The sequence below is a fragment of the Mesorhizobium sp. P2_B11 genome (genome assembly GCF_056404855.1).
Genome location: NZ_JBFUDF010000002.1, coordinates 1 through 23,079, shown reverse-complemented (window position 1 = coordinate 23,079; position 23,079 = coordinate 1). Strand labels below are relative to the sequence as shown.

Below are 23,079 nucleotides of genomic sequence, written 5' to 3'. Positions count from 1 at the left end.
GTGACGGGGAGAGGGGCGCTGGTCGTCGATGGCTTCGCCAATCGACGGCGTTACAGGAGACGGCGCCGAAACTGAAGCTGCCCCTTTCTCCCCGTCACTATACGGGGAGAAATGTCCGGCAGGACAATGAGGGGCGGCATCGACGTTGCAGATCAAAATCGAACCGCTCCTGCGCCCGAGTGAACCATGACCGAAAAAATCATCCTCGCCTCCGGCAGTCCGTTCCGAAAAGCCATGCTCGTCAACGCCGGGCTCGACATCGAAGCCGTGCCGGCCGATGTCGACGAGCGCGCGCTCGAGGCGCCGTTGCAGGATAGCGGCGTGTCGCCCGAAGACGTCGCGCTGATCCTCGCCGAGGCCAAGGCCACCGAGGTCAGCGAGCGCAGGCCGGGGGCGCTGGTGCTCGGCTGCGACCAGACTTTGTCGCTGGGCGACGAGGTGTTCCACAAACCGGCCGACATGGAAGGCGCCCGCCGTCATCTGCTGGCGCTGTCTGATAAAACGCATCAGCTGAACAGCGCCGCGGTGCTGTGCCGCGACGGCAAGGTGTTGTGGCGCCATGTCGGCATCGCCAGCCTGACCATGCGCAAGCTCGATCCTGCCTTCATCGGCCGGCATCTCGCCCGCGTCGGCGCCAAGGCGCTCTCCAGCGTCGGCGCCTACCAGATCGAAGGCGAAGGCATCCAGCTGTTCGAAAAGATCGAAGGCGACTATTTCACCATTGTCGGCCTGCCGCTGTTGCCGGTGCTGAAGGAATTGCGTGCGCTCGGAGACATCGATGGTTGAGAAGAAAGCTTTTGTCACCGGCCATCCGATCGCCCATTCGCGCTCGCCGAAAATCCATGGCTATTGGCTGGCGAAATACGGCATCGACGGCAGTTATCGCGCCATCGATGTCGCGCCGGCCGATTTTCCCGAGTTCCTCAGGACATTGCAGGCCAACGGCCTTCAGGGCGGCAACGTCACCATCCCGCACAAGGAAGTGGCCTTCGCCAAGGTCGAGCGCCGCGACGAAGCGGCCGAGATAACCGGCGCCGTCAACATGCTGTGGCTGGATGACGGCGTGCTGTGGGGCGGCAATTCGGACTGGCTCGGCTTTGCCGGCAATCTCGACGAGCGCGCGCCGGGCTGGGACAAGAATGGTCCGGCCGTGGTTCTCGGCGCCGGCGGCGCGTCGCGCGCCGTTATTCACGCGCTGAAGGTGCGCGGTGTGAAAGATATCCGAATCGTCAACCGCACCTTCGCGCGGGCGCAGGAACTGGCGGACCGCTTCGGCGCTGGCGTCACGGCGCATGGCGCGGTCGGCGAATTGCTTGGCGATGCCGGCCTGCTCATCAACACCACGGCGCTCGGCATGCATGGCGATGTCACGCTCGCCGCCGATCCCGCCGGGCTGCCGGGTCATGCCATCGTTTCCGACATTGTCTATGTGCCGCTGGAAACGCCGCTGCTTGCCGCGGCGCGGGCGCGAAACCTGAAGACGGTCGACGGGCTCGGCATGCTGCTGCATCAGGCCCTGCCCGGCTTCGAGCGCTGGTTCGGCAAGAGGCCGGAGGTCACGCCGGAGTTGCGCAACATGATCGTCGCCGACATTGTTGGCAAGGTCGCCAAATGATGGGCGCCAAACGATGATCGTGCTCGGCCTCACCGGATCGATCGGCATGGGCAAGTCGACGACGGCCAAGATTTTCGCCGACGCCGGCGTGCCGGTGCATGATTCCGACGAAACCGTGCATCGGCTTTATTCCGGCAAGGCGGCGCCTCTGGTCGAGGCGGCTTTTCCTGGAACCGTGGTTGCCGGCTCGGTCGATCGCACCGAGCTGGCACGGCGGGTGCTCGGCAACGCCGCTGCGCTGAAGACGTTGGAGACAATCGTTCACCCGCTGGTGCGGGCCGATGCCGACGCCTTTCTGGCGCAGCACCGCGAAGCCGGCGCACCGCTGGTCGTGCTCGACATTCCGCTGCTGTTCGAAACCGGCGGCCGCAACCGTGTCGACAAGGTCGTCGTCGTCACCGCGCCGGCCGACATCCAGCGCGCCCGCGTGCTGGCGCGGCCCGGCATGAGTGAGGAAAAGCTGGCGGCGATCTTGGCCAAGCAGGTGCCCGATGCCGAAAAACGCCGGCAGGCCGATTTTGTCATCGACACGGGCGAGGGGATGGACGCAGCCCGCGGTGCTGTCGACGCCATCATCGCCGAACTGTCGGGGCGCTAAACCAGCCAGCCAACTCCCGGGGGATAAGTCCGGCCCATAAGGCTCCTGACGGCAGGCTGTCGGCATTGCCCATTGCCATTTTGTTCCGGTGTATGATTCTGCTCATATAAAGTGAGCTGATTCTATGCGTGAGATCATCTTCGATACCGAAACCACCGGCCTCGACATGCGCGACGACCGCATCATCGAGCTGGGTGGCGTCGAACTGGTCAACCGCTTCCCGACCGGCCGCACCTTCCACAAATTCATCAATCCGCAAGGGCGCGCGATCCATGCCGAGGCGCAGGCCGTGCACGGCATCAGCGCCGCCGACCTGGTCGGCAAGCCGACATTTCCCGAAATCGCTCAGGAATGGCTCGACTTCACCGACGGCGCCAAGCTGATCGCGCACAACGCCACCTTCGATATAGGCTTCCTCAACATCGAGTTCAGCCGGCTCGACCGACCGGCGATCGATACCGGCCGCGTGGTCGACACGCTCGCTCTGGCGCGCCGCAAGCACCCGATGGGGCCCAATTCGCTCGATGCGCTCTGCCGCCGCTACGGCATCGACAACACCCGCCGCACCAAGCACGGCGCGCTGCTCGATTCGGAACTTTTGGCCGAAGTCTATATCGAGCTGATCGGCGGCAAGCAGGCCGCGCTCATTCTCGAAACGGTGGCGGTGCAGGTCAATGGCAATGGCGACGTCGCCGACATCGACATCTCGATCGCCGCCCGGCCGATCGCCTTGCCCCCACGCCTGACCGAGGCCGAGCGTGCGGCGCATGCCGGGCTGGTCGCGACCTTGGGTGAAAAGGCGCTGTGGCTGAAGGTGGCGGCGGGGTAGTCTTTCGAGCGGGATTAGCGTCATCCCGTTGCGCCCCTTCGCGCCCCCCTCTGTCCTACCGGACATCTCCCCACGAGGGGGGAGATCAGGCGTCACACCGGCCTTCGCCAATCTCGAGCGTTGTACGGACAGGCGCGGTCGCGCAAGCTGCTAATCTCCCCCCTTGTGGGGGAGATGCCTGGCAAGGCAGAGGGGGGCGCTGTCCCGCCGGCGCCTCCAACAAAAAGCCCGGCACAAGGCCGGGCTTCTCAACTCGTACGCGTGACGCTTGCCTCAGCTCACCTTGACCTTCGATGCCGCCTGATCCTCGGCCAGCTTCTGCTGGAACATCTGGGCGAAATCGATCGGGTCGAGCATCAGCGGCGGGAAGCCGCCGTTGCGGGTGGCTTCGGCGATGATCTGGCGGGCGAAGGGGAACAACAGCCGCGGGCATTCGATGAACAGGATCGGCAGCATGTGCTCCTGCGGGAAGCCGGAGATGGCGAAGACGCCGCCATAGACCAGCTCGACGTTGAACAGCACTTCCTGGTCGAAGGAGGCCTTGGCGTTCAACGTCAGATTGACGTCGAACTGCTTGTCGGACAGCGGGTTGGCGTTGACATTGACGTTGATGGCGATGCCGGGGGCCTTGTCGCGGCCGCGCAGCGAGTTCGGCGCGCCGGGGCTTTCGAAGGACAGGTCCTTCACATACTGGGCAAGCACGTTGAGCGACGGCTGTGCCGTTTCGCCGTTGCCGTTTGCGGCGCCGACCGGCGCGTCATCTTTGCTGGCCATGAGCCTTGATCCTTTTGCCTGGGCAGCAGCGCTGACCGAATTGAAATCGGGCGTTGGCTAGCATGGTCGGCATGACAAGACAAGGTTTGCCGCCTTGCTTCTCGGTTCGTCATCCCAGGGCGAAGCAGCCGCGCAGCGGCGTCGCGGAGACCCTGGGATCCATGCCGTGACGTTGGTCGAAGGGCGCGGCGGTTCAGAATGGCCATCGTCTCGCTGACACCCCAAGTTCTGCACCGTTGCAGCGTTCGAAGGTCGCGGCATGGATCCTGGGGTCTGCGCGCGTCGCTTCGCTCCTTGCTCCGCCCCAGGATGACGAAGCGCAGTCTCAGTCGTCTTTCAAACGCCGCCACGGCGAATTGTAGTCGGGCCCGCGCTTGAAATCGTCCTCGCGCGAATAGTCGCCGTCGTCTAGATCGATGACCTTGTCGCGCGACCTGCCGCGGAAACCGCCGGTGAAATCGGTAGCGACGACGATGCGGCCCTTGAGCCGGCTCCAGGCAAGGTCGCGCACCGGCGGCAGGAACAGAAGCAGGCCGATAATGTCGGTGATGAAGCCGGGGATGATCAAAAGGATCGCGGCGACTACGATCATGGCGCCATGCGCGAGCTGGCGGCTGGGATCGCCGCCGCCGGCCATCTCGGCGCGCACCCGCGCCATGACGCCAAAACCCTGGTTCCGGAGCAAAAGCACACCGGCAATGCCGGAAGCCAGCACCAGGCCGACCGTCGCCAGTGCCCCGACCTCGCGGCCGACAATGACAAAACCGGCGATTTCCAGCAGCGGCAGCGCAAGCAGGAACAGAGGGAGGAAGGAAATGCGCAAGTCTTGACCGATCGTTTCCATGTTTTGCCGGGCGGCGTACAATCGCCGCTGGCACTGAGGCCGTTAGATAGGTATGCCTGCCTTTGATTTGAATGATTGCGCCATGCGTTCTATATGCTTTGCATGTTGAACGCTATGCGACCGCGGCCCGGATTGGCCGGCGGTCCCGGCCAGGTCAGGGATTGATTGGCGAAAGATATGGGATTCTTCGACTTCGGCACCATTTTCTTTCTGATTGCCGCAGTGGTGATCTTTTTCCAGCTGCGCAACGTGCTCGGCCGCCGCACGGGCAGCGAACGCCCGCCCTTCGATCCCTATTCGGCCAGCCGCACCGACAAGGACGCGACCCAAAAGCCCGAAAATGTGGTTTCGCTGCCGCGCAAGCGGTTGCCGGGCGAAACCGCTGCCGAAACCTATGCGGCCATCGACGCGTTCGCCAAGCCCGACACCGAGCTCAACAAGGGCCTGCGCACCATCAAGGACAATGATCCGTCCTTCGAGCCCAAGGGTTTCGTCGACGGCGCCAAGATGGCTTATGAGATGATCGTCATGGCCTATGCCGATGGCGACCGCAAAACGCTGAAGAACCTGTTGTCGCGAGAGGTTTTTGACGGTTTCGTCGCCGCAATCGGCGACCGCGAGGCGAAAGCCGAAAAGATCCAGTCCTCCTTTGTCGGTATCGACAAGGCCGACATCGTCTCGGCCGAGATGAAGGGTGGCGAGGCGCACATCACGCTGCGCATCGTCAGCGAGCTGATCTCGGCGACCCGCGACAAGGCGGGCGCCGTCATCGACGGCGATCCCGAGACGGTGGCCGAGGTCAAGGACGTCTGGACCTTTGCCCGCGACACGCGCTCGCGCGATCCGAACTGGAAGCTGGTCGCCACCGAGGAAGAAGACTGAAATCCGGACCATTGGCGAGGCTGCGGTGTCGCTATCGTCCCTTTTCGTCGAAAAATCCTTCACCGATCTCCCCGGCTGGGAAGCGGACGATCACCTGCCCGCTTACGAAGCCTTCCGCCGTTCGGCCTTCCATATCCTGACCAAGCCTTACCGCACCGGTTCGCTCGGCGTCCGGTTCGATGCCTTTGCCGGCGCCTATGACGAGGCACGCACCGTTTCGCCGGCGAATCGGTCGGCGGCGCGGGCTTTCTTCGAGCGCCATTTCGTTCCGGCAAAGGTTCAGGCTGAAAATGCAGGTCTGGTCACCGGCTTCTATGAGCCGGAGGTCGAGGCCTCGCCGGTGCGCACGGATGAATTCACGGTGCCGCTGCTGGGGCGGCCTTCCGATCTTATCGACATCGACGGCGCCAACCGTCCCGAAGGCATGGACGAGTATCTCGCCTTCGCCCGCGATACGCCGCAGGGGCCGGTGGAGTATTTCGACCGCGGCCAGATCGAGCGCGGCGCGCTCACCGGGAAAGGCCTGGAAATCGCCTGGCTTGCGGAAAGAGTCGATGCCTTCTTCATCCATGTCCAGGGCGCGGCCAGACTGAAGATGACCGACGGCCGGCTTTGCCGCGTCACCTATGCCGCCAAATCCGGCCAGCGTTTTACGGGGCCGGGCAAAATCCTCGCCGATCTCGGCGAGATCCCGCTGGAAAACGTGACGATGCAGTCGATCCGCGCCTGGTTCAGGGCGCATCCCGACCGCATTGACGAAATCCTGTGGCAGAACCGCTCCTACATCTTCTTTCGCGAAGCGGAAGTCGACGACGCTACGCTCGGTCCGATCGCGGCCGCCAAGGTGCCGCTGACGCCGGGCCGCTCGCTTGCGGTCGACCGGCTGCTGCACACGTTTGGCACGCCCTTCTACATCGACGCCCCGACGTTGACCGCGTTCGCGCAAAAACCGTTTCGGCGGCTGATGATTGCGCAGGACACCGGCTCGGCCATCACCGGGCCGGCGCGGGGCGATCTGTTCGCCGGCTCCGGCGATGCCGCCGGCGAGATCGCCGGGGTCGTGCGCAATCACGCCGATTTTTACGCGCTGGTTCCACGCGCTCTCGTTTCGGGAACGAATCGATGAGCCGGCGCCCCGATAAGCTCAGCGAAGACGACCGGGTGCTGTGGAATCTGGTGGCACGCACCGCCCGGCCGCTGAAGGGCCGGACGGCGGTCGACATCCCGGACACCGTCGCCGACCCCAAACCGGTGCAGGCGCCGGTTGCTACAAATTCGGTCTCTGCCGCCAAGCCGAAGGCGCAGCATGTCGCGCATGCACTGGACGAGCCGACGCTGGACAAGCTGAAGAAAGGCCGGCTGCCGATCGAAGGCCGCGTCGATCTGCACGGCATGACGCAGGACGAGGCCTATTCGCTGTTGTTTTCGTTCCTGCACCGGGCGCATGCCGGCGGCATCCGCTATGTCCTGATCATTACGGGAAAAGGTTCGTCATCGGGCGGCGATGGCGTTCTGCGGCGCGCCGTGCCGGCCTGGCTGTCGACGCCTGCCTTCCGGCCGCTGGTCTCCAGCCACGACCACGCCGCCCGCAACCATGGCGGTTCGGGCGCGCTCTATGTCCGGTTGAGGCGGCTCTCGAGATGACGCCATTCGGCGAAAAACTCCGGGCGCTTCGAGCCGAGCGCGGCGTCCGCCAGAAAGACATGGCGCAGGCGATCGGCGTTAGCGCTGCCTATCTGTCGGCACTGGAACATGGCCGCCGTGGTGCGCCGACCTGGACATTGATCCAGAAGATCATCGGCTATTTCAATGTCATCTGGGACGATGCCGAGGAGCTGGCGCGGCTGGCCGAAGCTTCGCACCCGCGCGTAAAACTCGATACATCAGGGCTCAGCCCGGCAGCCACCGAACTTGCCAATCTGCTGGCCGAAAACATCGAGAAGCTGGACGAAGCCGAGCTTCGCCGCATCACGGCGTCGATCCGGGCGGCACTTGGACGGCGGGCGTAGGCTGGGCCGAGGGCACGAACTCCCTCCGGCATTCACCTCATCCCGCAAGCGATGCCCGCTGGCGGATAGCCAGCGGGCATATGGCGAGATTACTTCGCGCCGGCCGGGCCGTTGGGGCCACCGCGGCCGCCCGTGCTGTCATGATTGCCGCCGCGGCCGCCCAGGCAGTTCTTGCCACTGACTTCGCAGCAGCGGTTGCCCCAATTGCTCTCGGTCGAGGTCTTGGAGCAGCTCGGGATGGTCTGATCGGCCAAAGCCGATCCGGCCAGCGACGACACCGCGACGGCGGCCAGGAAGGTGTTACGCAAGAAAGCAGTCATTTGAAGTCTCCATTGTTGGATTGGTTGGGTTCTGTTTACGGCTGTGTGTCGCCGGCGCAGACGGTTTGGTTCACGGAGACTGTGAAAATTTTTGGAGGGTGGTTCGGGAGGCGCGGTCGGCAACGCTGGCGCTGCCGCTCATCCGCCTGCCGGCACCTTCTCCCCGTATAGCGACGGGGAGAAGGGAATAGCTTCGGCGTCGCTGCCGTTTGCCGCACCGCTGGTGATTGGCGAACTCATCAATGACGGCGCTCTTTCTCCCCGTCACTATACGGGGAGAAATGCCCGGCAGGGCAATGAGGGGCAGCGCCGACCTATCTTGTGAAAATGACCAAGGCGTCGTTATGGACTGCCTGCAGCAGCCTGTTCGAAACCGCCGTGTCCGTATTTACTGAACCGCGCCGACCAGCACCTGCTGGCCACCGCGGATCGAGACCCAGCGGCCGGTGTTGTCGATCGCCTGCCGCTTGAGGAAGCGGTAGCCGGTGGCGTCCCAGATCTTCACCTTGTCGGTGAGATTGTCGAGGACGTAGTCGCCCTTGTCGGTGCGCACGGTCAGCACCGCATGGCCCTCGCCGTCGGGCTTGCGCACGACGGTGATCAGCAGATCGGCCAGCGATACGCCAGAGCGGGAGAGCTGACGGCGCTTTTCCAGGACATAGTCCTCGCAGTCGCCGACGCCCTTGTCGGGATAGGCCCAGACTTCGTCCTTGCCGTAAATGTCGTAGTCGCTCATCGGCTTGACGGTGGCGTTGACCCTTGACGTCACGCTGATCAGCTTGCGCATGAAGGCGTCGGTCATCGCGGCGGGGTTGAGATTGCTTGGCCGGATCGAGCATTCGCTCGGATGCGACTTGCAGAAATCATAATGGCCGATCGGCTGCGAGGTCATGCCGCCCGTCGCCATGGCGCCGCCCGCCAGTGCCGGCCCTGCCCAGCAGCCAGAGATCGCCAGCCCTGCTGCGGCGCACAAGCGCAGCGTCCGTGCCATCGGTGAGGAAGTCATTGTCCCCGTTCGCCCTTGTTGTTAACGAAAGGTTAAAGGGGATTTACACTCCGTGTCAATTATCGGGGGAGCCAGATTCTCCAGCATGGTTACCCGCGCCCGCCCGACAGCGTCTATTGTGCAACAGAACGCCTCTGGCGCGCAAAGTCGCCCGCTGCCGCAGGCAATGCGCGCCACGGCTGTGTCGAGCCTCAGCCCTTGGCGGAGCGGACCAGCCTCGGTTTCACCGCAACGCGGTTCTGGCGGCCATAGCTGGTGATGAAATCGACGATGCGCGGCACGATTTCCGAGCGGAAACGCGAGCCGTTGAAGACGCCGTAATGGCCGACGGCCGGCTGCATGTAGTGGGCATGCCGGTCGGCCGGAATGTTGGGGCACAGGTCGTGTGCTGCCTGGGTCTGGCCGAGACCGGAAATGTCGTCGTTCTCGCCCTCGACCGTGAACAGCGCGACGTTGCGGATCGCCTTGGTGTCGACCACCTCGCCGCGATGCATCATCTCGCCCTTGGGCAGAGCATGGCGCACGAACACCGTGTCGACGGTCTGCAGATAGAACTCCGCCGTCAGGTCCATCACCGCCAGATATTCGTCGTAGAAATCGCGGTGCTTCTCGGCATTGTCGCCGTCATGCTTGACCAGGTGCATGAAGAAGTCCTTGTGGGCGATGATGTGGCGGTCGAGGTTCATGCTCATGAAACCCGACAGCTGCAGGAAGCCCGGATAGACCTCGCGGCCGAAGCCCGGCACCGGCCAGGGCGCGTTCATGATGACGTTGTCGCGGAACCAGTCGATGCCCTTTTCCTTGGCCAGAAGATTGACCGCGGTCGGGTTGCGGCGGGTGTCGATCGGCCCGCCCATCAGCGTCATGGTCGAGGGCACGAAGGGATCGCCGCGCTTTTCCATCAGCGCCACCGCCGCCAGCACCGGCACCGAAGGCTGGCACACCGCCATCACATGGGTGTCTGGCCCCAGCGCATGCAGCATGTCGATGATGTAGTCGATATAGTCGTCGAGGTCGAAATGGCCGTCGGTCACCGGCACCATGCGGGCGTCGACCCAGTCGGTGATGTGCACATCGGCATAGGGCAGCATCGCCTCGACCGTGCCGCGCAGCAGCGTCGCATAATGGCCCGACATCGGCGCCACGATCAAAAGCTTGGGGTCGGCCTTGCGCCCAGCAGGCACGGATCGCTCGAAGCGGGTGAGGTTGCAGAACGGCTTCGACCACACCGTCTTTTCGCTGACCTCGACGCTCTTCCAGTCGACCACGGTCTTGGTCAGGTCGAAATGCGGCTTGCTGTAACGGCGCGTCGTGCGCTCGAAGAGTTCGGCGGTCGCGGCGATCGAGCGGCCCCACGGCGTGTGCGAAAACGGGTTGAGGGGATTGGTGTAGAACAGCCGCACCGCATCGGCATAGAGCCGCGCGGGCTGCAGGGCGGCATGGTTCATTTCGTAGAGCTGGTAGAACATCAGGTACTCCGCAGCTGCCGTGACGAAGGGACGACGAGCAGCGCCGAGCCTTGAATGTCTCGCGCGGAGGTTAACAAGATATTGCTGCGATGCAATACGTCACGTGGCGTGACATATGCCATTCTTTGGTCCAAGGCGTTGAGAATCCGCTTTGAACGGCAGCAGCCGGCTCACTGTGCAGCTGCGAAACGCGCAGCTGTTGGATATACGGGTCAGGATGCGTCCGGCCCGGATGGGCCGGACTTGGACAGATTTAGACGCGTGCCATGCAGACGGACGTGTGGCCCGAACCGATGAAGCCGAGCTGGCTGGCGGCGCCCTTCGACAGGTCGAGCACGCGTCCCTTGATGAACGGGCCGCGATCGTTGATGCGCACGATGACGCTGCGGCCATTGTTCTGGTTGGTCACTTTCAGCTTGGTGCCGAAGGGCAGGCTGCGATGCGCGGCAGTCATTGCCGACGGGTTCATGCGCTCGCCATTGGCGGTCCGGGAGTGCAGCGCGTACCACGAGGCACGGCCGCATTGGGCGGCGGCGGAGGAGGCGGATACGCCGGCCATCAGGCCAGCCGCGATCGTTACCGCGACAAGCGCGGTCTGATTTATTGTCTTCATGTGGGGGGATTGGCTCCGTTTTGGACAGACCCCAGCCGTTAAGTGTCGAATAAGGCAGGAAATGCGGCAGTGATCTGGCGGTTCCGTGGCGCTGGCACACGTTTGGAGTCACTGGGAAACAGTTTGTCAGGGGTTTTTCGCGATGCGCTGGGGTATTTCAGGCAGCTTTCGCGGCAATCCTGCAGATACCCGCAGCAAGATAAGGCATTATTATACAAGTAAAAACACGCGCGACTGGACCTCATCCTTTCGCTCTTTCATCAAGGCCATGGCGCAGTTGACGATCGACTTGGGAAAGGAATCTCGGCGATGAGACTGTTCAGATATCTGCTGGCCCTGATTGTGCTGGCCATCGGCGCGTTGTGGTCGCTGCAAGGCATTGGCTGGGTCGGCGGCAGCTTCATGACCGGCCAGTCGCAATGGCTCTATATCGGCATCGTCACCATGCTGGTCGGCCTGCTTGGGCTGGGCTGGGCGAGCCGCTCGCCGAGGTGAGCTTTCGACGAAAGGTCGCCTCACAAAGATCGCCCCCCACTCCGTCGAGCTTCGCTCGCCACCTTGCCGGGGCGAGCCACGGGTCTCGCCCGTCCTTCGGACCCCCCGATCGACGGGGGAGAGGAAAGGCGCGAGCTTAAGCAAGGTTGGCTCCCTTCCTCTCCCTCCGGAGGGGGGAGAGGTGGCTCGGCGAAGCCGAGACGGAGTGGGGGAACCACCTGGCAATCGCGCCGCCGCCGCCGGCGAACCCCGAATACCGACAGCCCCTACCCGAACAACTGGTCCAAAATCCTGCCCTCGAGCCGGGCGAGCTCGACCGAACCGCGCCGGCGCGGCCGCGCCACCGGTATGTCGAGGTCAAGCGCGATCCGGCCGGCGTCGATCACCACCACCCGGTCGGCGAGCGCCACCGCCTCGGCGACGTCATGCGTGACCAGCACGGCGGTGAATTTCTGTTCGAGCCAGATGCGCTCCAGAAGCTGCTGCATTTCGATCCGGGTCAGCGCGTCGAGCGCGCCGAGCGGCTCGTCCAGCGCCAGGATCTGCGGTTGGCCGATCAGCGCGCGCGCCAGCGCCACGCGCTGTTTCTGGCCGCCGGACAGCACCGACGGCCATTCGTCCGCACGATCGGCGAGCCCGATCTGGCCTAGAATGTCGAGCGCGCGCCGCCTGGCCTCCGCACCAGTGGCAAGCCCGGTCAGCCCAACCTCGACATTCTTCACCACGCTGGCCCACGGCAACAGCCTCGGCTCCTGGAACATGAAGCGCGTGCGGCTGTGTCCCTGCTCTTCCGCGCCAAACGTCAGCGCCCCGCCCGTCGGCCGATCGAGCCCGGCCAGCAACCGCAACAGCGTGCTCTTGCCGCAGCCGCTCTTGCCGATGACGGCCACGAACTGTCCGACCGGCACGTCGAGATCGATGCCGTCGAGCACGATTTTGTCGCCGAAACGCTTTTCCACGCCCTTGAAGGCAAAGGCGCGCGGGCTTTCGACCGCTGGCGTCGGGGGTGACGGCTCCGGCGCGGCGACGAAGGAACGGACGGCGGCGAGGGTGGGCATCGAGACCTCAAACGCTCTGGAAGGCGGGATGCCAGCCAAGCGACAGCCGCTCGAGCAGGCGGGCAAGGCTGTCGGCAAGCTTGCCGAGCAGCGCATAGATCAGGATCGACAGCACGACGACGTCGATGAGCAGGAACTCGCGCGCCTGCATGGCCATGTAGCCGAGGCCGGAACTGGCCGAAATGGTCTCGGCGACGATCAGCGTCAGCCACATAATGCCCAAGGCGTAGCGCAGGCCGACGAAGATCGCCGGCAGCGCGCCGGGCAGGATCACCTGAAAAAACAGCGCGCGGCGGTCCATGCCGTAGACCCGGCCCATCTCCACCAGCTGCGGGTCGACGCTCTGGATGCCGAGCAGCGTGTTGACGTAGATCGGGAAAAACACACCGAGCGCCACCAGGAAGAGTTTTGCCTCTTCGTCGATGCCGAACCACAATATGACCAGCGGGATCAGCGCCAGATGCGGGATGTTGCGGATCATCTGCAGCGTCGTGTCGGTCAGGCCGCGGCTCAGCGCCGATAGTCCGTTGGCGAGGCCAAGCGCAAAGCCGATCGAGCCGCCGACGGCAAAACCCGCCAGCGCACGCGCCGTGCTGACGCCGATGTTTTCGATCAGCTCGCCCGACAGCGTCAGCCGCCAGAACGCTTCGGCCACCGCGCTCGGCGCCGGCAGCACATTGGCCGGCACGACGCCCGCGCGGCTGGCCGCTTCCCAACCAACGATGACCAGCGCCGGCAACAGCCAGCCGATGCCGTTCTGTTTGACGCGTTGAGCCAGTGTCACGACGAGGCCTGCAGGCGGTTCGCGCCATGGAAGCCGACCGCGAACTCGTTGGCGATGTTCTCATGCGTCTGCGCCCGTTTGGTCCCGAGCCCAAGCCGCGGGAACAGAAGCTCGGCAACGCGATAGGCTTCCTCGAGATGCGGGTAGCCGGAGCCGATGATGGTGTCGATGCCGATCGCCTGGTACTCACGGATGCGCTCGACGATCTGCTCCGGCGCGCCGACCAATGCCGTGCCGGCGCCGCCGCGCACCAGCCCGACGCCGGCCCACAAATTGGGCGAAACCACGAGCTTGTCGCGGCGGCCGCCATGCAGTTCGGCCATGCGCCGCTGTCCCACGGAGTCCATTTCCTTGGTAAAGCGCGCCTGGGCGTTTTCGATCTGCGCGTCGGTGACATGGCTGATCAACCGGTCTGCGGCGCGCCAGGCTTCTTCCTCGGTCTCGCGCACGATGAAATGCAGCCGGATGCCGAAACGCAGTTTCCGGCCGCGCCGTTCGGCCTTGTTGCGCGCAGCAGTGAGCTTCTCGGCGACCTGCGCCGGCGGCTCGCCCCAGGTCAGATACATGTCGACGAGGTCGGCGGCGAGCTCCTGACCCGCATCCGACGAGCCGCCGAAATAGAGCGGCGGCCGCTCCTGTTGCGGCAGAAGGTCGAGGCGGCCATTGTCGACGCGGTAGTATTTGCCATTGAAATTGACGCTCTGGCCCGACACCAGTGCGCGCCAGATGGTCAAAAATTCCTGCGCCTGCGCATAGCGCTCGTCATGCGGCAGGAACACGCCGTCGCCGGCAAGCTCGGTCGGGTTGCCGCCGACCACGACATTGAGCAGCAGGCGGCCATTGCTTAAGCGGTCGAGCGCCGCGGTCTGGCGCGCCGCAAAGGTCGGCAGCGTCACGCCGGGCCGCAGCGCCACAAGGAATTTGAGTTTTTCGGTCAGCGCCGCAAGGCCAGAGGCTGTGATCCAGGAATCCTCGCAATTCTGCCCGGTCGGCAGCAGCACACCGGGAAAGCCGAGCCGGTCGACGGCCTGCGCGATTTCCTTGAAGTAGGCGAATTCCGGCGGGCGCTGCTGCTGCTCGGAGCCGAGATAGGAGCCGTCGCCATGCGTCGGAATGAACCAGAAGAAATCGAGCGGCCTGGCTTGCAAACTGTCTGGAGCGGTCATGGCGCAATCCCTGAATTTTTGAAACGGCAAAAGGCGCCGGACGTTTCCGCCCGGCGCCGCACGAGAAACATCAATTGCCCGGCGCGGACCACACGGCATCGGAGATGCGCACAGCGTTGGGGATCAGCTTGAGCTTGTAGAAGCGGTCGGCCGTCGCCTGCTGGCCGGCGATGATCTCGTCGGTGATCGGGAAGATGCCGAATTTGCTGCGCTTGGCGGCGATCGTCTGCGCATCGAGCGGCACGCCGGTCACTTCATGCAAGGCCGCGGCCACCTTGTCGCGGTTCGCGTCCGCCCATTTCGCCGCCTCGCCGAGCGCCGCGATCGTCGTGGTGATCGTCTCCGGATGCGCCTTGGCGAAATCCTTGTTGGCGAGGAAATAGGTGTTCACCTTGAGCACATCGCTGGAACGCGCCAGGACGCGCGGCTGGTAGCGCGTCTCGGCGATGGCGTAGAACGGATCCCAGACAGCCCAGGCATCGATCTGGTCGCTGGCAAAGGCGGCTGCCGCATCCGCCGGGCTGAGATAGACCGGGGTGATCTGGTCGAAGGGGATGTTTGCCTTCTCAAGCGCCGCAATAAGCAGATTATGGGCGCTGGTGCCCTTGCCGACACCGATGCGCTTGCCTTTGAGGTCGGCAAGCGACTGGATCGGCGACGCCGGCTTGACGAAGATCGCTTCGCCGTCGCCATTGGCCGGGAGTGCCGCGGCATAGACGATGTTGGCGCCGGCCGACTGACCGAAGATTGGCGGCGCGTCGCCGGTCCAGCCGACATCGATGGCGCCGACATTGAGCGCCTCGACCAGCGGCGGTCCGGCGGTGAATTCAACCCACTTCACCGCGACACCCTTGTCGCTCAGCGCCTTCTCGATCACCTGCTGCTGCCGGGCGATGACCGGCAGGCCGGTTTTCTGGTAGCCGATGTTGAGCTGCTTCAGCTCCTGCGCCGAAGCACTGAGCGACAAGCCAACGCTCGCAGCCAAAAGGCCGATGCCGAAAACACGTCTGGTCAGGCTGAACATGATCCCTCTCCTTCGCTTGCGAACCGGCGCCGGGAAGGCTCCCTGCCGTGGATGAGGGCTAAGGCTAGGTAGTTCTATAAATTTAGTAGAGGAATGGAGTTGCGAGATGAGCTGATAAGGCGGAATTGTTTTCTGCGATTGAGCGAAGGCGGCCGGTGCCAGGGCAATGAGGGGCGGCGCTGGCTTTGGTGGCTTGTGTTCAGCACGAGCTTGGAAAGCTTGGCGCTGCCCCTCACCTGCCTGCCGGCATCCTCTCCCCGTAAACGGGGCGAGGAGCGCTAATCCCCTCACTGCGACCAATACTGCCAGGCCCAGTAAAATCCCTCGTCGCGCGGCGGCAGGCGGTCGCGGTCGGCGTCGGCCGGGGCCGGCGATTTCGGCTGCGGCTCAAGCAGCGGGTTCCAGGCGAGCAGCCAGTTGCCGAGATGGGCAAACAGCACGGCGGTGGATTGGGTCATGACATCACTCCATTCCGTTTGTCTGGGCATTGGCGGCTTCGACCTCGACCAACGGGCCGCTGTGCGCATCGAGCCTCTGGGTGTTGTCATTCGCGTCCCGCCCACGGAACCAGCTGACGCTCGATCCGGCGGATGATGAATTCCAAAGCGAAGGCTATGGTCGCAATCACCAGAATGCCCATCACCACGACGTCGGTGACCAGGAACTGTGCGGCGGACTGGATCATGAAGCCGAGGCCGCGCGTCGCGGCGACCAGCTCGGCGGCGACCAGCGTCGACCAGCCGGCGCCGAGCGCGATGCGCAGGCCGGTGAGGATCGACGGCAGAGCGCTGGGCAGGATGACATGGCGCACGAGCTGAGCCCGCGTCGCGCCGAGCGACCGCGCCGCATCGATGCGTTCCTTTGAGACACCGCGCACGCCCGACGCCGTCGACAGCGCCACCGGCGCCAGCATGGCGATGGCGATCACCAGGATTTTCGACGGTTCGCCGATGCCGAACCAGATGATGACCAGCGGCAGATAGGCAAGCGGCGGGATCGGCCGCAGGAATTCGAGCAGTGGATCGAAGATGCCGCGCCCGACCGTCGAAATGCCGATGGCCAGGCCAACTGGCACACCGATGACGATGGCCGCGAGCAGCGCTGCGAACACACGGCCGAGACTGGCGACGATGTGCTGAAGCAGCGTGGCGTCGACGAAGCCGTCGCGGATAACGATGATGAACTTGTTCCACACAGCCACTGGCGACGGCAGAAACACCGGCGACACCAGCTGCAGGCGTGCTGAGAGCGCCCAGGCCGCCAGCACGACCAGGATGGTAACGGCGCTGACCGCGCGGGAAGAGATCCAGCTGCGTTTAGCCCGTGGCCGCGACCACGGCACCGAGATGGCATCGGTCTCGCCGGCTTTTATCGTCGGCCGCTCATTGTATGCGGTGACGCTCATGCCGCCTCTCCTTCGAAGATCGCATCGGTCAGGTCGGCGCGAGCCGCGGCAAAGGCCGGATCGGCCTTGATGCCCCTGATAGGTTCGCCCGAGGCATAGCGCCGGCTGAAGCCGGTCTCGAATGTCCGCACCACATGTCCGGGGCCTGGCGCCAGCACGACGATGCGTGTGGCCAGCACCAGCGCCTCCTCGATGCCGTGCGTGACCATCAGCACGCCGACCTTGGCTGCGGTCCACAAATCGAGCAGCGTCGTCTGCATGCGCTCGCGCGTCAGCGCATCGAGCGCGCCGAGCGGTTCGTCGAGCAGCAGGAATTCCGGTTCGGCGGCGAGCGCGCGGGCCAGGCCGACACGCTGGCGCATGCCGCCGGACAATTCCCAGATGCGCTTGTCGCCGACGCCTTCGAGCTTGACCAGCGCCAGCAGCTCGTCGGCACGCCGCGCCCGTTCCGCCTGCGGTACGCCGCGCAGCCTGAGCGCAAAGGCGACGTTTTCGCGCGCCGTCAGCCAGGGAAACAGCGCATCGTTCTGAAACACGACGGCCCGGTCGGAGCCTGGGCCGGTGATCGGCCTGCCGCCGGTCGTGGCTACACCGCGCGCGGGTTCGATCAGGCCGGCGGCAACGTTGAGCAGCGAGGTCTTGCCGCAGCCGGAGCGGCCGACAAGCACGACGAAATCGCCCTTGGCGATATCGATGGAAACGCGTTCGACGGCCGGCTGGCCGTCATAGTGAACCGACACTTTGTCCAGGACGAGATGGGGGTCGAGCACGAGATGCGGCATGAAATAGCTCCGGAAAGAAATCCGCCTGCCCCGAAACCGCTCCTCGCAAAGCGGCTCCGGGACAGGCAACACGCGGCGTCAGGGAAGAAGAAACCGCGCGTGTTCAGAGCAATTCCAGGAAAAGTGTGAAGCGGTTTTCCGTCCGGAATTGCGAAAAAAGAAGATCAGTTCGAGGCGAGAGCTTCCGTCACGTATTTCGACGACACGTAGTTCGAATAGTCGGGCAGCACGGCGTCGATCTTGCCCTGCTCCTTGAGGAAGGCCGATGCGGCCTCGATCGCCTTGACCGTGCCGCCGCCGAGGAATTTGTCCGACGCCTGCTCTTCCAGTGTCGGGAAGACGTAGCCCTTGAGCAGCTGCGGCACCTCTTCCAGCTTCGCGCCGGTAAGCTTGGCGATCTTGGCCGCTTCCGGCGACGACACCGACCATGCGTCGGGCTTGGCCAGGAACTGGGCGTAGGATTCGCCGGTCACCTTGACGAAGTCGCGCACGGCCTCGGGGTTCTTGTCGGCAAAGTCGGTGCGCACGATCCAGGCGTCGAAGGTCGGCGCGCCCCAGGCGGCAACCTGCGAAGAATCCAGCACCACCTTGCCAGTCGTCTTGATCTGGCCGAGTGCCGGATCCCAGACATAGGCCGCGTCGATATCGCCGCGGGCGAAAGCGGCGGCGATCTCCGGTGGCCGCAGATTGAGGATCTCGACCGACTTCGGATCGACCTTCTCGTGCTTCAGCGCGGCAAGCAGGCTGTAATGCGTGGTCGACACGAACGGCACTGCCACCTTCTTGCCGGCGAGGTCGGCGATCTTCTCGATGCCGGAGCCGTTGCGGGCAACCAGCGCTTCGGATTCGCCGATCAGGCCGACGACGAAGATGGTCTGGATCGGCAGTTCGCGGCTGGCGGCAGCGGCCAGCGGGCTCGAGCCGACATAGCCGATGTCGACGGAACCGGAGGCAACGGCGGCGATGACATCGGCGCCGGAATCGAACTTGCGCCAGTCGATCGTGGCCTTGGTCGCCTTTTCATAGGCGCCGTCAGCCTGCGCTACTTTCGAAGGTTCGACCACCGTCTGGTAGCCGATGGTGATCTTGAGGTCCTGCGCCTGGGCCGGGCCGAGGAAGGCCGCACCCGCCAGGGCTGCCGACGACAGGAGGACAATGCGTCGCGAAATGCTGGACATGAAAGGCTCCATGAAAGAGAGAAAAACCGGATGCCTGTTCATAGTCAGCTAATTCTATCGTTCTTGTAGAGTTAAATCCTTCCAAGCAAAGCGGGCTTGTTAGAAAAAAGCCACCGGCCGATACCCGTCAACGAACCGCGATCCTCTACGCACGATAGTGTAGAGCTGGCGCAAACGCACACCCGGTCGTCTCGGTCGACCCAAAGAGAGCCTGTCATGCTGGTACGCCTGACCATGATCTGCAGCGGTGCAACGCCCGCCACGCGCAAGGGGTCGTTTCCCCTCGACGAGGCGCTGGAGCCGCAATCCCTGGCGCTGGCGGCAACGATGACCCTGCGCCGCGCCGACCGGGTCTGGGTAAGCCCGTCGCTGCGCGCCCGGCAGACCGCCGAGGCGATGGGGCTCAAACCGTCGGTCGAGCCGCTGCTTGCCGAGCAGGATTTTGGCCGCTGGGCCGGCAAGGGTTTCGCCGAGCTGCAGGCGCTTGACCCCGACGGCATCCCCGCCTGGCTCGGCGATGTCGAGGCCGCGCCGCATGGCGGCGAGTCGCTGGCCGATGTGGCGCGTCGTAGCACGAGCTTCATGGACGGCTTGATCCGGACGAGCGGCCACACCGTCGCGGTGACGCATGCCAGTGTCATCCGCGCGGCAATCGTTCATGTGCTGGGCGCGCCGCTTGCGGCCTGTCGCAGGATCGACGTCGAGCCGCTCAGCCTCACCGATTTGCGCAGCGACGGCGACCGCTGGATGCTGCGCTCGAGCGGCGTGCCGGTGGCCAGACCCGGCAAGTCCGCCGGAACACAAAGCGACGAGCCGGAGACCTGACATCGGGCCAAGCGCGACGGGCCGGTGGTCGGCAGCCGGCGTTTCCGCTGATCCGGCGACAGCGACCGGAAATTCCCGGCAAACTCCCGAATGCCGCAAATCCATGCTGCAAATCGCGCGCGATTTGAAAACACGTTCCGCGTGTTCAGGGGTAAGTATAGTAATCTTATCGACATTAGGGAACTGGAACAGCCACCTATCGCTAGGATCGCTCGCTGCTGGCTGTGACCTTAACGGCAAAAAGCCCTGCTAAAGTGGCCTCTGCGGCGTGAAAACACAGCAAAATCAAGGTTGCTCGGCTTGTATATCATGTCACTAGAATTTATGTGTCGAAGCAGCTTGCACGCGGCGGGGAGGCACGTCAGGCGTTTCGCAACCGATGGTTTTGCGCCATCGCCTGACAGAGAAGCATTCGCTCCATGCTCACCAAAAAAGGCAAGTACGGGCTCAAGGCGCTGGTCCACCTGGCGCAATTGCCGGCCGGGCAGCTCGCCTTTGTCGGCGACATCGCCAGCGGCAACAACATCCCGAAGAAATTCCTCGACGCCATTTTGGGCGAATTGCGTAATGCCGGCTTCGTTCAGAGCCGCAAGGGCAAGGAAGGCGGCTATCGCCTGGCGCGCCCGGCCGACGAGATCAAGGTCGGCCATATCGTGCGCGTTCTCGACGGACCGCTGGCACCCATCCCGTGCGCCAGCCGCACCCAGTATCAGCGCTGCGAAGACTGCAATGAGGCGACATGCCAAGTCCGACATCTGATGCTCGAGGTCCGGCAGGCCATCGCCGAGGTGCTCGACCAGCGCACGCTGGCCGAGATGCGCGACATTGTCATCGACGACCTGCCTCTGACGCAGAAGGTCCTCGCCTGACGCTGAGCGTGCGCGCATGAGTGTCGGGCGCACCAATTCCATCATCCCCAGCTCGATCATCATTGTCGGCGGCGGCGCCAGCGGTGTCGTGCTGGCCGCGCACCTCCTCAAATCGCCCAACCCGGACCTGCGCGTCACGCTGATCGAAAAGCGTCCGCATTTCGGCCAGGGCATCGCCTATTCGACGCTGCTGTCGGCGCATGTGCTCAATGTCAGCGCCGCGGGCATGAGCGCCTATGCCGAGGATCCCGGCAATTTCTGGCGCTGGCTGCAGGCGCGCGGCCTCGTGAGCCAGGAGCAGACGCCGCAGACACCATATTATGCGCCGCGCAGCGTCTATGCCCGTTACCTTAAGGAACTGCTCGACGAGCTCGAAGCGCGTGAGAAGGAGACCGGCCGCCTGCGGCTGATCCGCGAGGAGAGCCTGTCGATCTCGCCGACCTCCTCCGGCGTCGAGGTGACGCTGGCCAACGGCACCAGCGTGGTTGCGCATCTGGCGGTGCTCGCCACCGGCCATGACGAGCAGCCCGGCGCTGGCCAGGGCCACGCCATCCGCATGGGCACCGAGGCCGACACCGCGCTCGATCCGGACGCAAGCGTGCTGGTGCTGGGCACGGGCTTGAGCATGGTCGACGCCTTCCTCTCGCTCGAACAGCGCGGCCACAAGGGCGAGATCGTCGCCGTGTCGCGGCGCGGCCTGCTGCCGTCACCGCACCGCAAGGGCAATCCGATCAAGCTCGACGTCGCCGACATCCCGCTCGGCACGCAATTGTCCTATTTCGTCAGCTGGTTCCGCGACCTGATCCGCGAAAACCAGAAAGCCGGCATCGACTGGCGCGACGTCGTCGACGGTCTCAGACCCTTCAACCAGAAGATCTGGCAGAACTGGCCGTCCTCGGCCAAGCGCCGTTTCGTCGAGCACACCAAGGCCTGGTGGGACATCCACAGGCATCGCCTGGCGCCGGAGGTGCATGCCCGCGTCACCGAGGCGGTGCGCACTGGTCGCATCCGTCCCGTCGCCGGCCGTGTCGTCGGCATCGCGGCGGGCGATGGCTTCGCCGTCGACATCCAGTCGCGCCACACAAAGGCGCTGGAGACGCTTGAGGTCGCCCGCATCTATGATTGCACGGGCATCGCACGGGACATTTCGACGACGTCGAACAGCGTCGTGCGCTCGCTGGTCGACCGCGGCCTGGCGCGGCCGGACCCGCTGCGGCTCGGTCTCGATGTCTCAGCCAAATGCGAAATCATCGCCGGCGACGGCACGGCTTCGGCCAAGATCCTCGCGGTCGGCCCGCTGACCCGCGGCACCTTCTTCGAGATCGACGCCATCCCCGACATTCGCGTGCAATGCGCGCGGCTGAGCAAGCAATTGCTGGGCTAGGGCAATTCCGGAAAAGACCATGAATTTGATGGGCTACCCGGCGGCAGGCAAAAGAATGGCCGGTGCAGGAGGTGCTTGGGTTGAAAAGCGTCCGCACCGGCCATTGCGGGATTAGGCTTGGATTTTGGGATCGTCGCCCCGCACCGGCCAAGTTACATACATATTAGCCGTAGCTCAATTACGACTGAAGTCCCTACCGCGAGGGAAAGCCTGGACATCATTCCGGGGAAAAGTTCGTCAAAACCAAAGAGAGACCGGATTGGGATCACGAACACTCATTCTCGCTCTCCTTCCACGAACCTTGCCGGCACGGTGGCAGTCCGCAACCCAGCCATGTGGCGGGGCAAATTTCGCTTCCGTCGCCGCAAGGCCTTGCCTAAAATCGGCGCATGACCCAACGCGGAAGACTTTATGGCTGCCCGGTCGAGTTCGCCCTCGACGCGCTCGGCGGCAAATGGAAAACGGTGATCATTGCGCGGATCAAGCAAGGCCCGCTGCGCTATTCCGATTTGCGCCGGCTGATCCCTTCGCTGTCCGACAAGATGCTGACGCAGCGCCTGGCCGATCTCGTCGAGATCGGCTTCGTCGTGCTCGAGACCTCGGCTGACGGCAAGCAGCGCTACACCTTGACCCCGCGCGGCCACGATCTGGCCGGTGCACTCCAGGCGCTCTATGACTGGGGCAGCGTGCATGGCCGCGCCGAAGGCGTGCGCTTCCGCACCGACATCGACGCGGCTGCTTAGTCCTGAGAATTTAGAATCGTCTCTGCGGCACGTACCCCCACCCCTAACCCCTCCCCACAAGGGGGAGGGGGACTCTCGTTGGCGCTGACCTCGGCAAACTGCTGAAGTTCGACGCTTGCCAGTGAGGGCGCGCGGCAGCGTTCCCTCCCCCTTGTGGGTGTTTGGACCGGGGACATCGCGAACAGGTGTGCGAGGACATCGCGAACAGTTTTGCGCTTTTTGCGCGAGGAGGTTCGGGATGCCATTCGAGGACAGAAGCGCGATGAGACAGAAGGAAGAGTTTGTTCGTCTGGCGGTGGCGCCGGGAGCGAATGTGAGTGCGTTGTGCCGGCGTTTTGGCATTGGCCGGACCTGTGGTCACAAGCTGCTTTCGCGCTATCGGGTCGATGGCGAGGCTGGCCTGGTCG

Annotated in this window: 28 protein-coding genes; 14 read left to right on the top strand and 14 right to left on the bottom strand. The window is 64.3% G+C overall.

Annotated elements, in window-relative coordinates:
• Positions 1 to 186 precede the first annotated feature (186 nt).
• The 4 genes from AC1DYJ_RS04535 (at position 187) to dnaQ (ending at position 3,042) form a co-directional block, all read left to right on the top strand.
• The gene (locus AC1DYJ_RS04535) at positions 187 to 786 is read left to right on the top strand and encodes a Maf-like protein (protein ID WP_477287812.1); all 600 of its coding nucleotides are present in this window, start codon (positions 187 to 189) and stop codon (positions 784 to 786) included.
• Positions 779 to 1,615 (top strand): shikimate dehydrogenase, encoded by an 837-nt coding sequence (locus AC1DYJ_RS04530; RefSeq protein WP_477287810.1) that lies wholly within the window; start codon positions 779 to 781, stop codon positions 1,613 to 1,615. The genes AC1DYJ_RS04535 and AC1DYJ_RS04530 overlap by 8 nt, the downstream gene beginning before the upstream one ends.
• A 13-nt stretch (positions 1,616 to 1,628) precedes the next feature.
• Positions 1,629 to 2,213 carry a dephospho-CoA kinase gene (gene coaE, locus AC1DYJ_RS04525; protein WP_477287809.1) on the top strand — a complete coding sequence of 195 codons (585 nt, stop codon included), beginning with the start codon at positions 1,629 to 1,631 and terminating at the stop codon, positions 2,211 to 2,213.
• 124 nt (positions 2,214 to 2,337) lie between these two features.
• Entirely contained in the window at positions 2,338 to 3,042 is a 705-nt protein-coding gene (gene dnaQ, locus AC1DYJ_RS04520) for a DNA polymerase III subunit epsilon (protein WP_477287807.1), read from the top strand.
• A 273-nt stretch (positions 3,043 to 3,315) separates the two neighbouring features.
• On the opposite strand, the gene secB is transcribed toward dnaQ, so the two are convergent.
• Positions 3,316 to 3,816, bottom strand: a complete 501-nt coding sequence (secB, locus tag AC1DYJ_RS04515) for a protein-export chaperone SecB (RefSeq protein ID WP_142867504.1) — start codon at positions 3,814 to 3,816, stop codon at positions 3,316 to 3,318.
• 325 nt (positions 3,817 to 4,141) lie between these two features.
• Positions 4,142 to 4,639, bottom strand: a complete 498-nt coding sequence (locus AC1DYJ_RS04510) for an FxsA family protein (RefSeq protein WP_477287969.1) — start codon at positions 4,637 to 4,639, stop codon at positions 4,142 to 4,144.
• 198 nt (positions 4,640 to 4,837) lie between these two features.
• Between AC1DYJ_RS04510 and AC1DYJ_RS04505 the strand changes: the two genes are divergently transcribed.
• From AC1DYJ_RS04505 to AC1DYJ_RS04490, 4 genes are read left to right on the top strand one after another with little or no spacing between them, the layout of a single operon-like run.
• A complete protein-coding gene (locus AC1DYJ_RS04505; RefSeq protein ID WP_477287805.1) occupies positions 4,838 to 5,542 on the top strand; it encodes a Tim44/TimA family putative adaptor protein in 705 nt (234 codons plus the stop codon).
• A 25-nt stretch (positions 5,543 to 5,567) separates the two neighbouring features.
• Positions 5,568 to 6,668: a murein transglycosylase A gene (mltA, locus tag AC1DYJ_RS04500; protein WP_477287803.1), complete on the top strand. Its 1,101-nt coding sequence runs from the start codon at positions 5,568 to 5,570 to the stop codon at positions 6,666 to 6,668.
• A complete protein-coding gene (locus tag AC1DYJ_RS04495) occupies positions 6,665 to 7,186 on the top strand; it encodes a Smr/MutS family protein (RefSeq protein ID WP_477287801.1) in 522 nt (173 codons plus the stop codon). Before mltA ends, AC1DYJ_RS04495 begins: the two co-directional genes overlap by 4 nt.
• On the top strand, positions 7,183 to 7,551 hold the full coding sequence (locus AC1DYJ_RS04490; protein ID WP_477287799.1) for a helix-turn-helix domain-containing protein: 369 nt from the start codon (positions 7,183 to 7,185) through the stop codon (positions 7,549 to 7,551). Before AC1DYJ_RS04495 ends, AC1DYJ_RS04490 begins: the two co-directional genes overlap by 4 nt.
• Before the next feature lie 89 nt (positions 7,552 to 7,640).
• Here AC1DYJ_RS04490 and AC1DYJ_RS04485 read toward each other — a convergent pair whose 3' ends face one another.
• The 4 genes from AC1DYJ_RS04485 to AC1DYJ_RS04470 all read right to left on the bottom strand — a co-directional run bounded on the left by AC1DYJ_RS04485 (position 7,641) and on the right by AC1DYJ_RS04470 (position 10,959).
• Positions 7,641 to 7,871 carry a hypothetical protein gene (locus tag AC1DYJ_RS04485; RefSeq protein WP_477287797.1) on the bottom strand — a complete coding sequence of 77 codons (231 nt, stop codon included), beginning with the start codon at positions 7,869 to 7,871 and terminating at the stop codon, positions 7,641 to 7,643.
• Between the two features lie 388 nt (positions 7,872 to 8,259).
• Positions 8,260 to 8,877, bottom strand: coding sequence for a transglutaminase-like cysteine peptidase (locus tag AC1DYJ_RS04480; RefSeq protein ID WP_477287795.1), 618 nt, complete (start codon positions 8,875 to 8,877; stop codon positions 8,260 to 8,262).
• Positions 8,878 to 9,068: 191 nt separating this feature from the next.
• Positions 9,069 to 10,346, bottom strand: a complete 1,278-nt coding sequence (locus tag AC1DYJ_RS04475; RefSeq protein ID WP_477287793.1) for a polyhydroxyalkanoate depolymerase — start codon at positions 10,344 to 10,346, stop codon at positions 9,069 to 9,071.
• Positions 10,347 to 10,599: 253 nt separating this feature from the next.
• Positions 10,600 to 10,959, bottom strand: coding sequence for a septal ring lytic transglycosylase RlpA family protein (locus AC1DYJ_RS04470; protein WP_477287791.1), 360 nt, complete (start codon positions 10,957 to 10,959; stop codon positions 10,600 to 10,602).
• Between the two features lie 309 nt (positions 10,960 to 11,268).
• On the opposite strand from AC1DYJ_RS04470, the gene AC1DYJ_RS04465 reads away from it, so the two are divergent.
• A complete protein-coding gene (locus AC1DYJ_RS04465; RefSeq protein WP_477287789.1) occupies positions 11,269 to 11,454 on the top strand; it encodes a hypothetical protein in 186 nt (61 codons plus the stop codon).
• 266 nt (positions 11,455 to 11,720) lie between these two features.
• On the opposite strand, the gene AC1DYJ_RS04460 is transcribed toward AC1DYJ_RS04465, so the two are convergent.
• The 8 genes from AC1DYJ_RS04460 to tauA form a co-directional block, all read right to left on the bottom strand.
• Entirely contained in the window at positions 11,721 to 12,512 is a 792-nt protein-coding gene (locus tag AC1DYJ_RS04460) for an ATP-binding cassette domain-containing protein (protein ID WP_477289458.1), read from the bottom strand.
• Between the two features lie 7 nt (positions 12,513 to 12,519).
• Positions 12,520 to 13,296 carry an ABC transporter permease subunit gene (locus AC1DYJ_RS04455; protein WP_477289460.1) on the bottom strand — a complete coding sequence of 259 codons (777 nt, stop codon included), beginning with the start codon at positions 13,294 to 13,296 and terminating at the stop codon, positions 12,520 to 12,522.
• Positions 13,293 to 14,462 (bottom strand): FMNH2-dependent alkanesulfonate monooxygenase, encoded by a 1,170-nt coding sequence (gene ssuD, locus AC1DYJ_RS04450; protein WP_477289462.1) that lies wholly within the window; start codon positions 14,460 to 14,462, stop codon positions 13,293 to 13,295. Before ssuD ends, AC1DYJ_RS04455 begins: the two co-directional genes overlap by 4 nt.
• A 70-nt stretch (positions 14,463 to 14,532) precedes the next feature.
• A complete protein-coding gene (locus AC1DYJ_RS04445; protein WP_477289463.1) occupies positions 14,533 to 15,486 on the bottom strand; it encodes a sulfonate ABC transporter substrate-binding protein in 954 nt (317 codons plus the stop codon).
• Positions 15,487 to 15,773: 287 nt separating this feature from the next.
• Positions 15,774 to 15,944, bottom strand: a complete 171-nt coding sequence (locus AC1DYJ_RS04440) for a hypothetical protein (RefSeq protein ID WP_477289465.1) — start codon at positions 15,942 to 15,944, stop codon at positions 15,774 to 15,776.
• Positions 15,945 to 16,030: 86 nt separating this feature from the next.
• Positions 16,031 to 16,891: an ABC transporter permease subunit gene (locus tag AC1DYJ_RS04435; RefSeq protein WP_477289467.1), complete on the bottom strand. Its 861-nt coding sequence runs from the start codon at positions 16,889 to 16,891 to the stop codon at positions 16,031 to 16,033.
• Positions 16,888 to 17,673, bottom strand: coding sequence for a taurine ABC transporter ATP-binding protein (locus AC1DYJ_RS04430; RefSeq protein ID WP_477289469.1), 786 nt, complete (start codon positions 17,671 to 17,673; stop codon positions 16,888 to 16,890). The genes AC1DYJ_RS04435 and AC1DYJ_RS04430 overlap by 4 nt, the downstream gene beginning before the upstream one ends.
• 164 nt (positions 17,674 to 17,837) lie before the next feature.
• Positions 17,838 to 18,851: a taurine ABC transporter substrate-binding protein gene (tauA, locus tag AC1DYJ_RS04425; RefSeq protein ID WP_477289471.1), complete on the bottom strand. Its 1,014-nt coding sequence runs from the start codon at positions 18,849 to 18,851 to the stop codon at positions 17,838 to 17,840.
• A gap of 216 nt (positions 18,852 to 19,067) precedes the next feature.
• Between tauA and AC1DYJ_RS04420 the strand changes: the two genes are divergently transcribed.
• The 5 genes from AC1DYJ_RS04420 to AC1DYJ_RS04400 form a co-directional block, all read left to right on the top strand.
• Positions 19,068 to 19,676, top strand: a complete 609-nt coding sequence (locus AC1DYJ_RS04420) for a histidine phosphatase family protein (protein WP_477289473.1) — start codon at positions 19,068 to 19,070, stop codon at positions 19,674 to 19,676.
• A gap of 419 nt (positions 19,677 to 20,095) precedes the next feature.
• On the top strand, positions 20,096 to 20,545 hold the full coding sequence (locus tag AC1DYJ_RS04415; RefSeq protein ID WP_477289475.1) for an RrF2 family transcriptional regulator: 450 nt from the start codon (positions 20,096 to 20,098) through the stop codon (positions 20,543 to 20,545).
• A 16-nt stretch (positions 20,546 to 20,561) separates the two neighbouring features.
• Positions 20,562 to 21,929, top strand: a complete 1,368-nt coding sequence (locus AC1DYJ_RS04410; RefSeq protein WP_477289476.1) for an FAD/NAD(P)-binding protein — start codon at positions 20,562 to 20,564, stop codon at positions 21,927 to 21,929.
• 389 nt (positions 21,930 to 22,318) lie between these two features.
• Positions 22,319 to 22,672, top strand: coding sequence for a winged helix-turn-helix transcriptional regulator (locus AC1DYJ_RS04405; protein ID WP_477289478.1), 354 nt, complete (start codon positions 22,319 to 22,321; stop codon positions 22,670 to 22,672).
• A 238-nt stretch (positions 22,673 to 22,910) separates the two neighbouring features.
• A partial coding sequence (locus AC1DYJ_RS04400; RefSeq protein WP_477426028.1) for a helix-turn-helix domain-containing protein occupies positions 22,911 to 23,079 on the top strand: 169 nt, incomplete at its 3' end.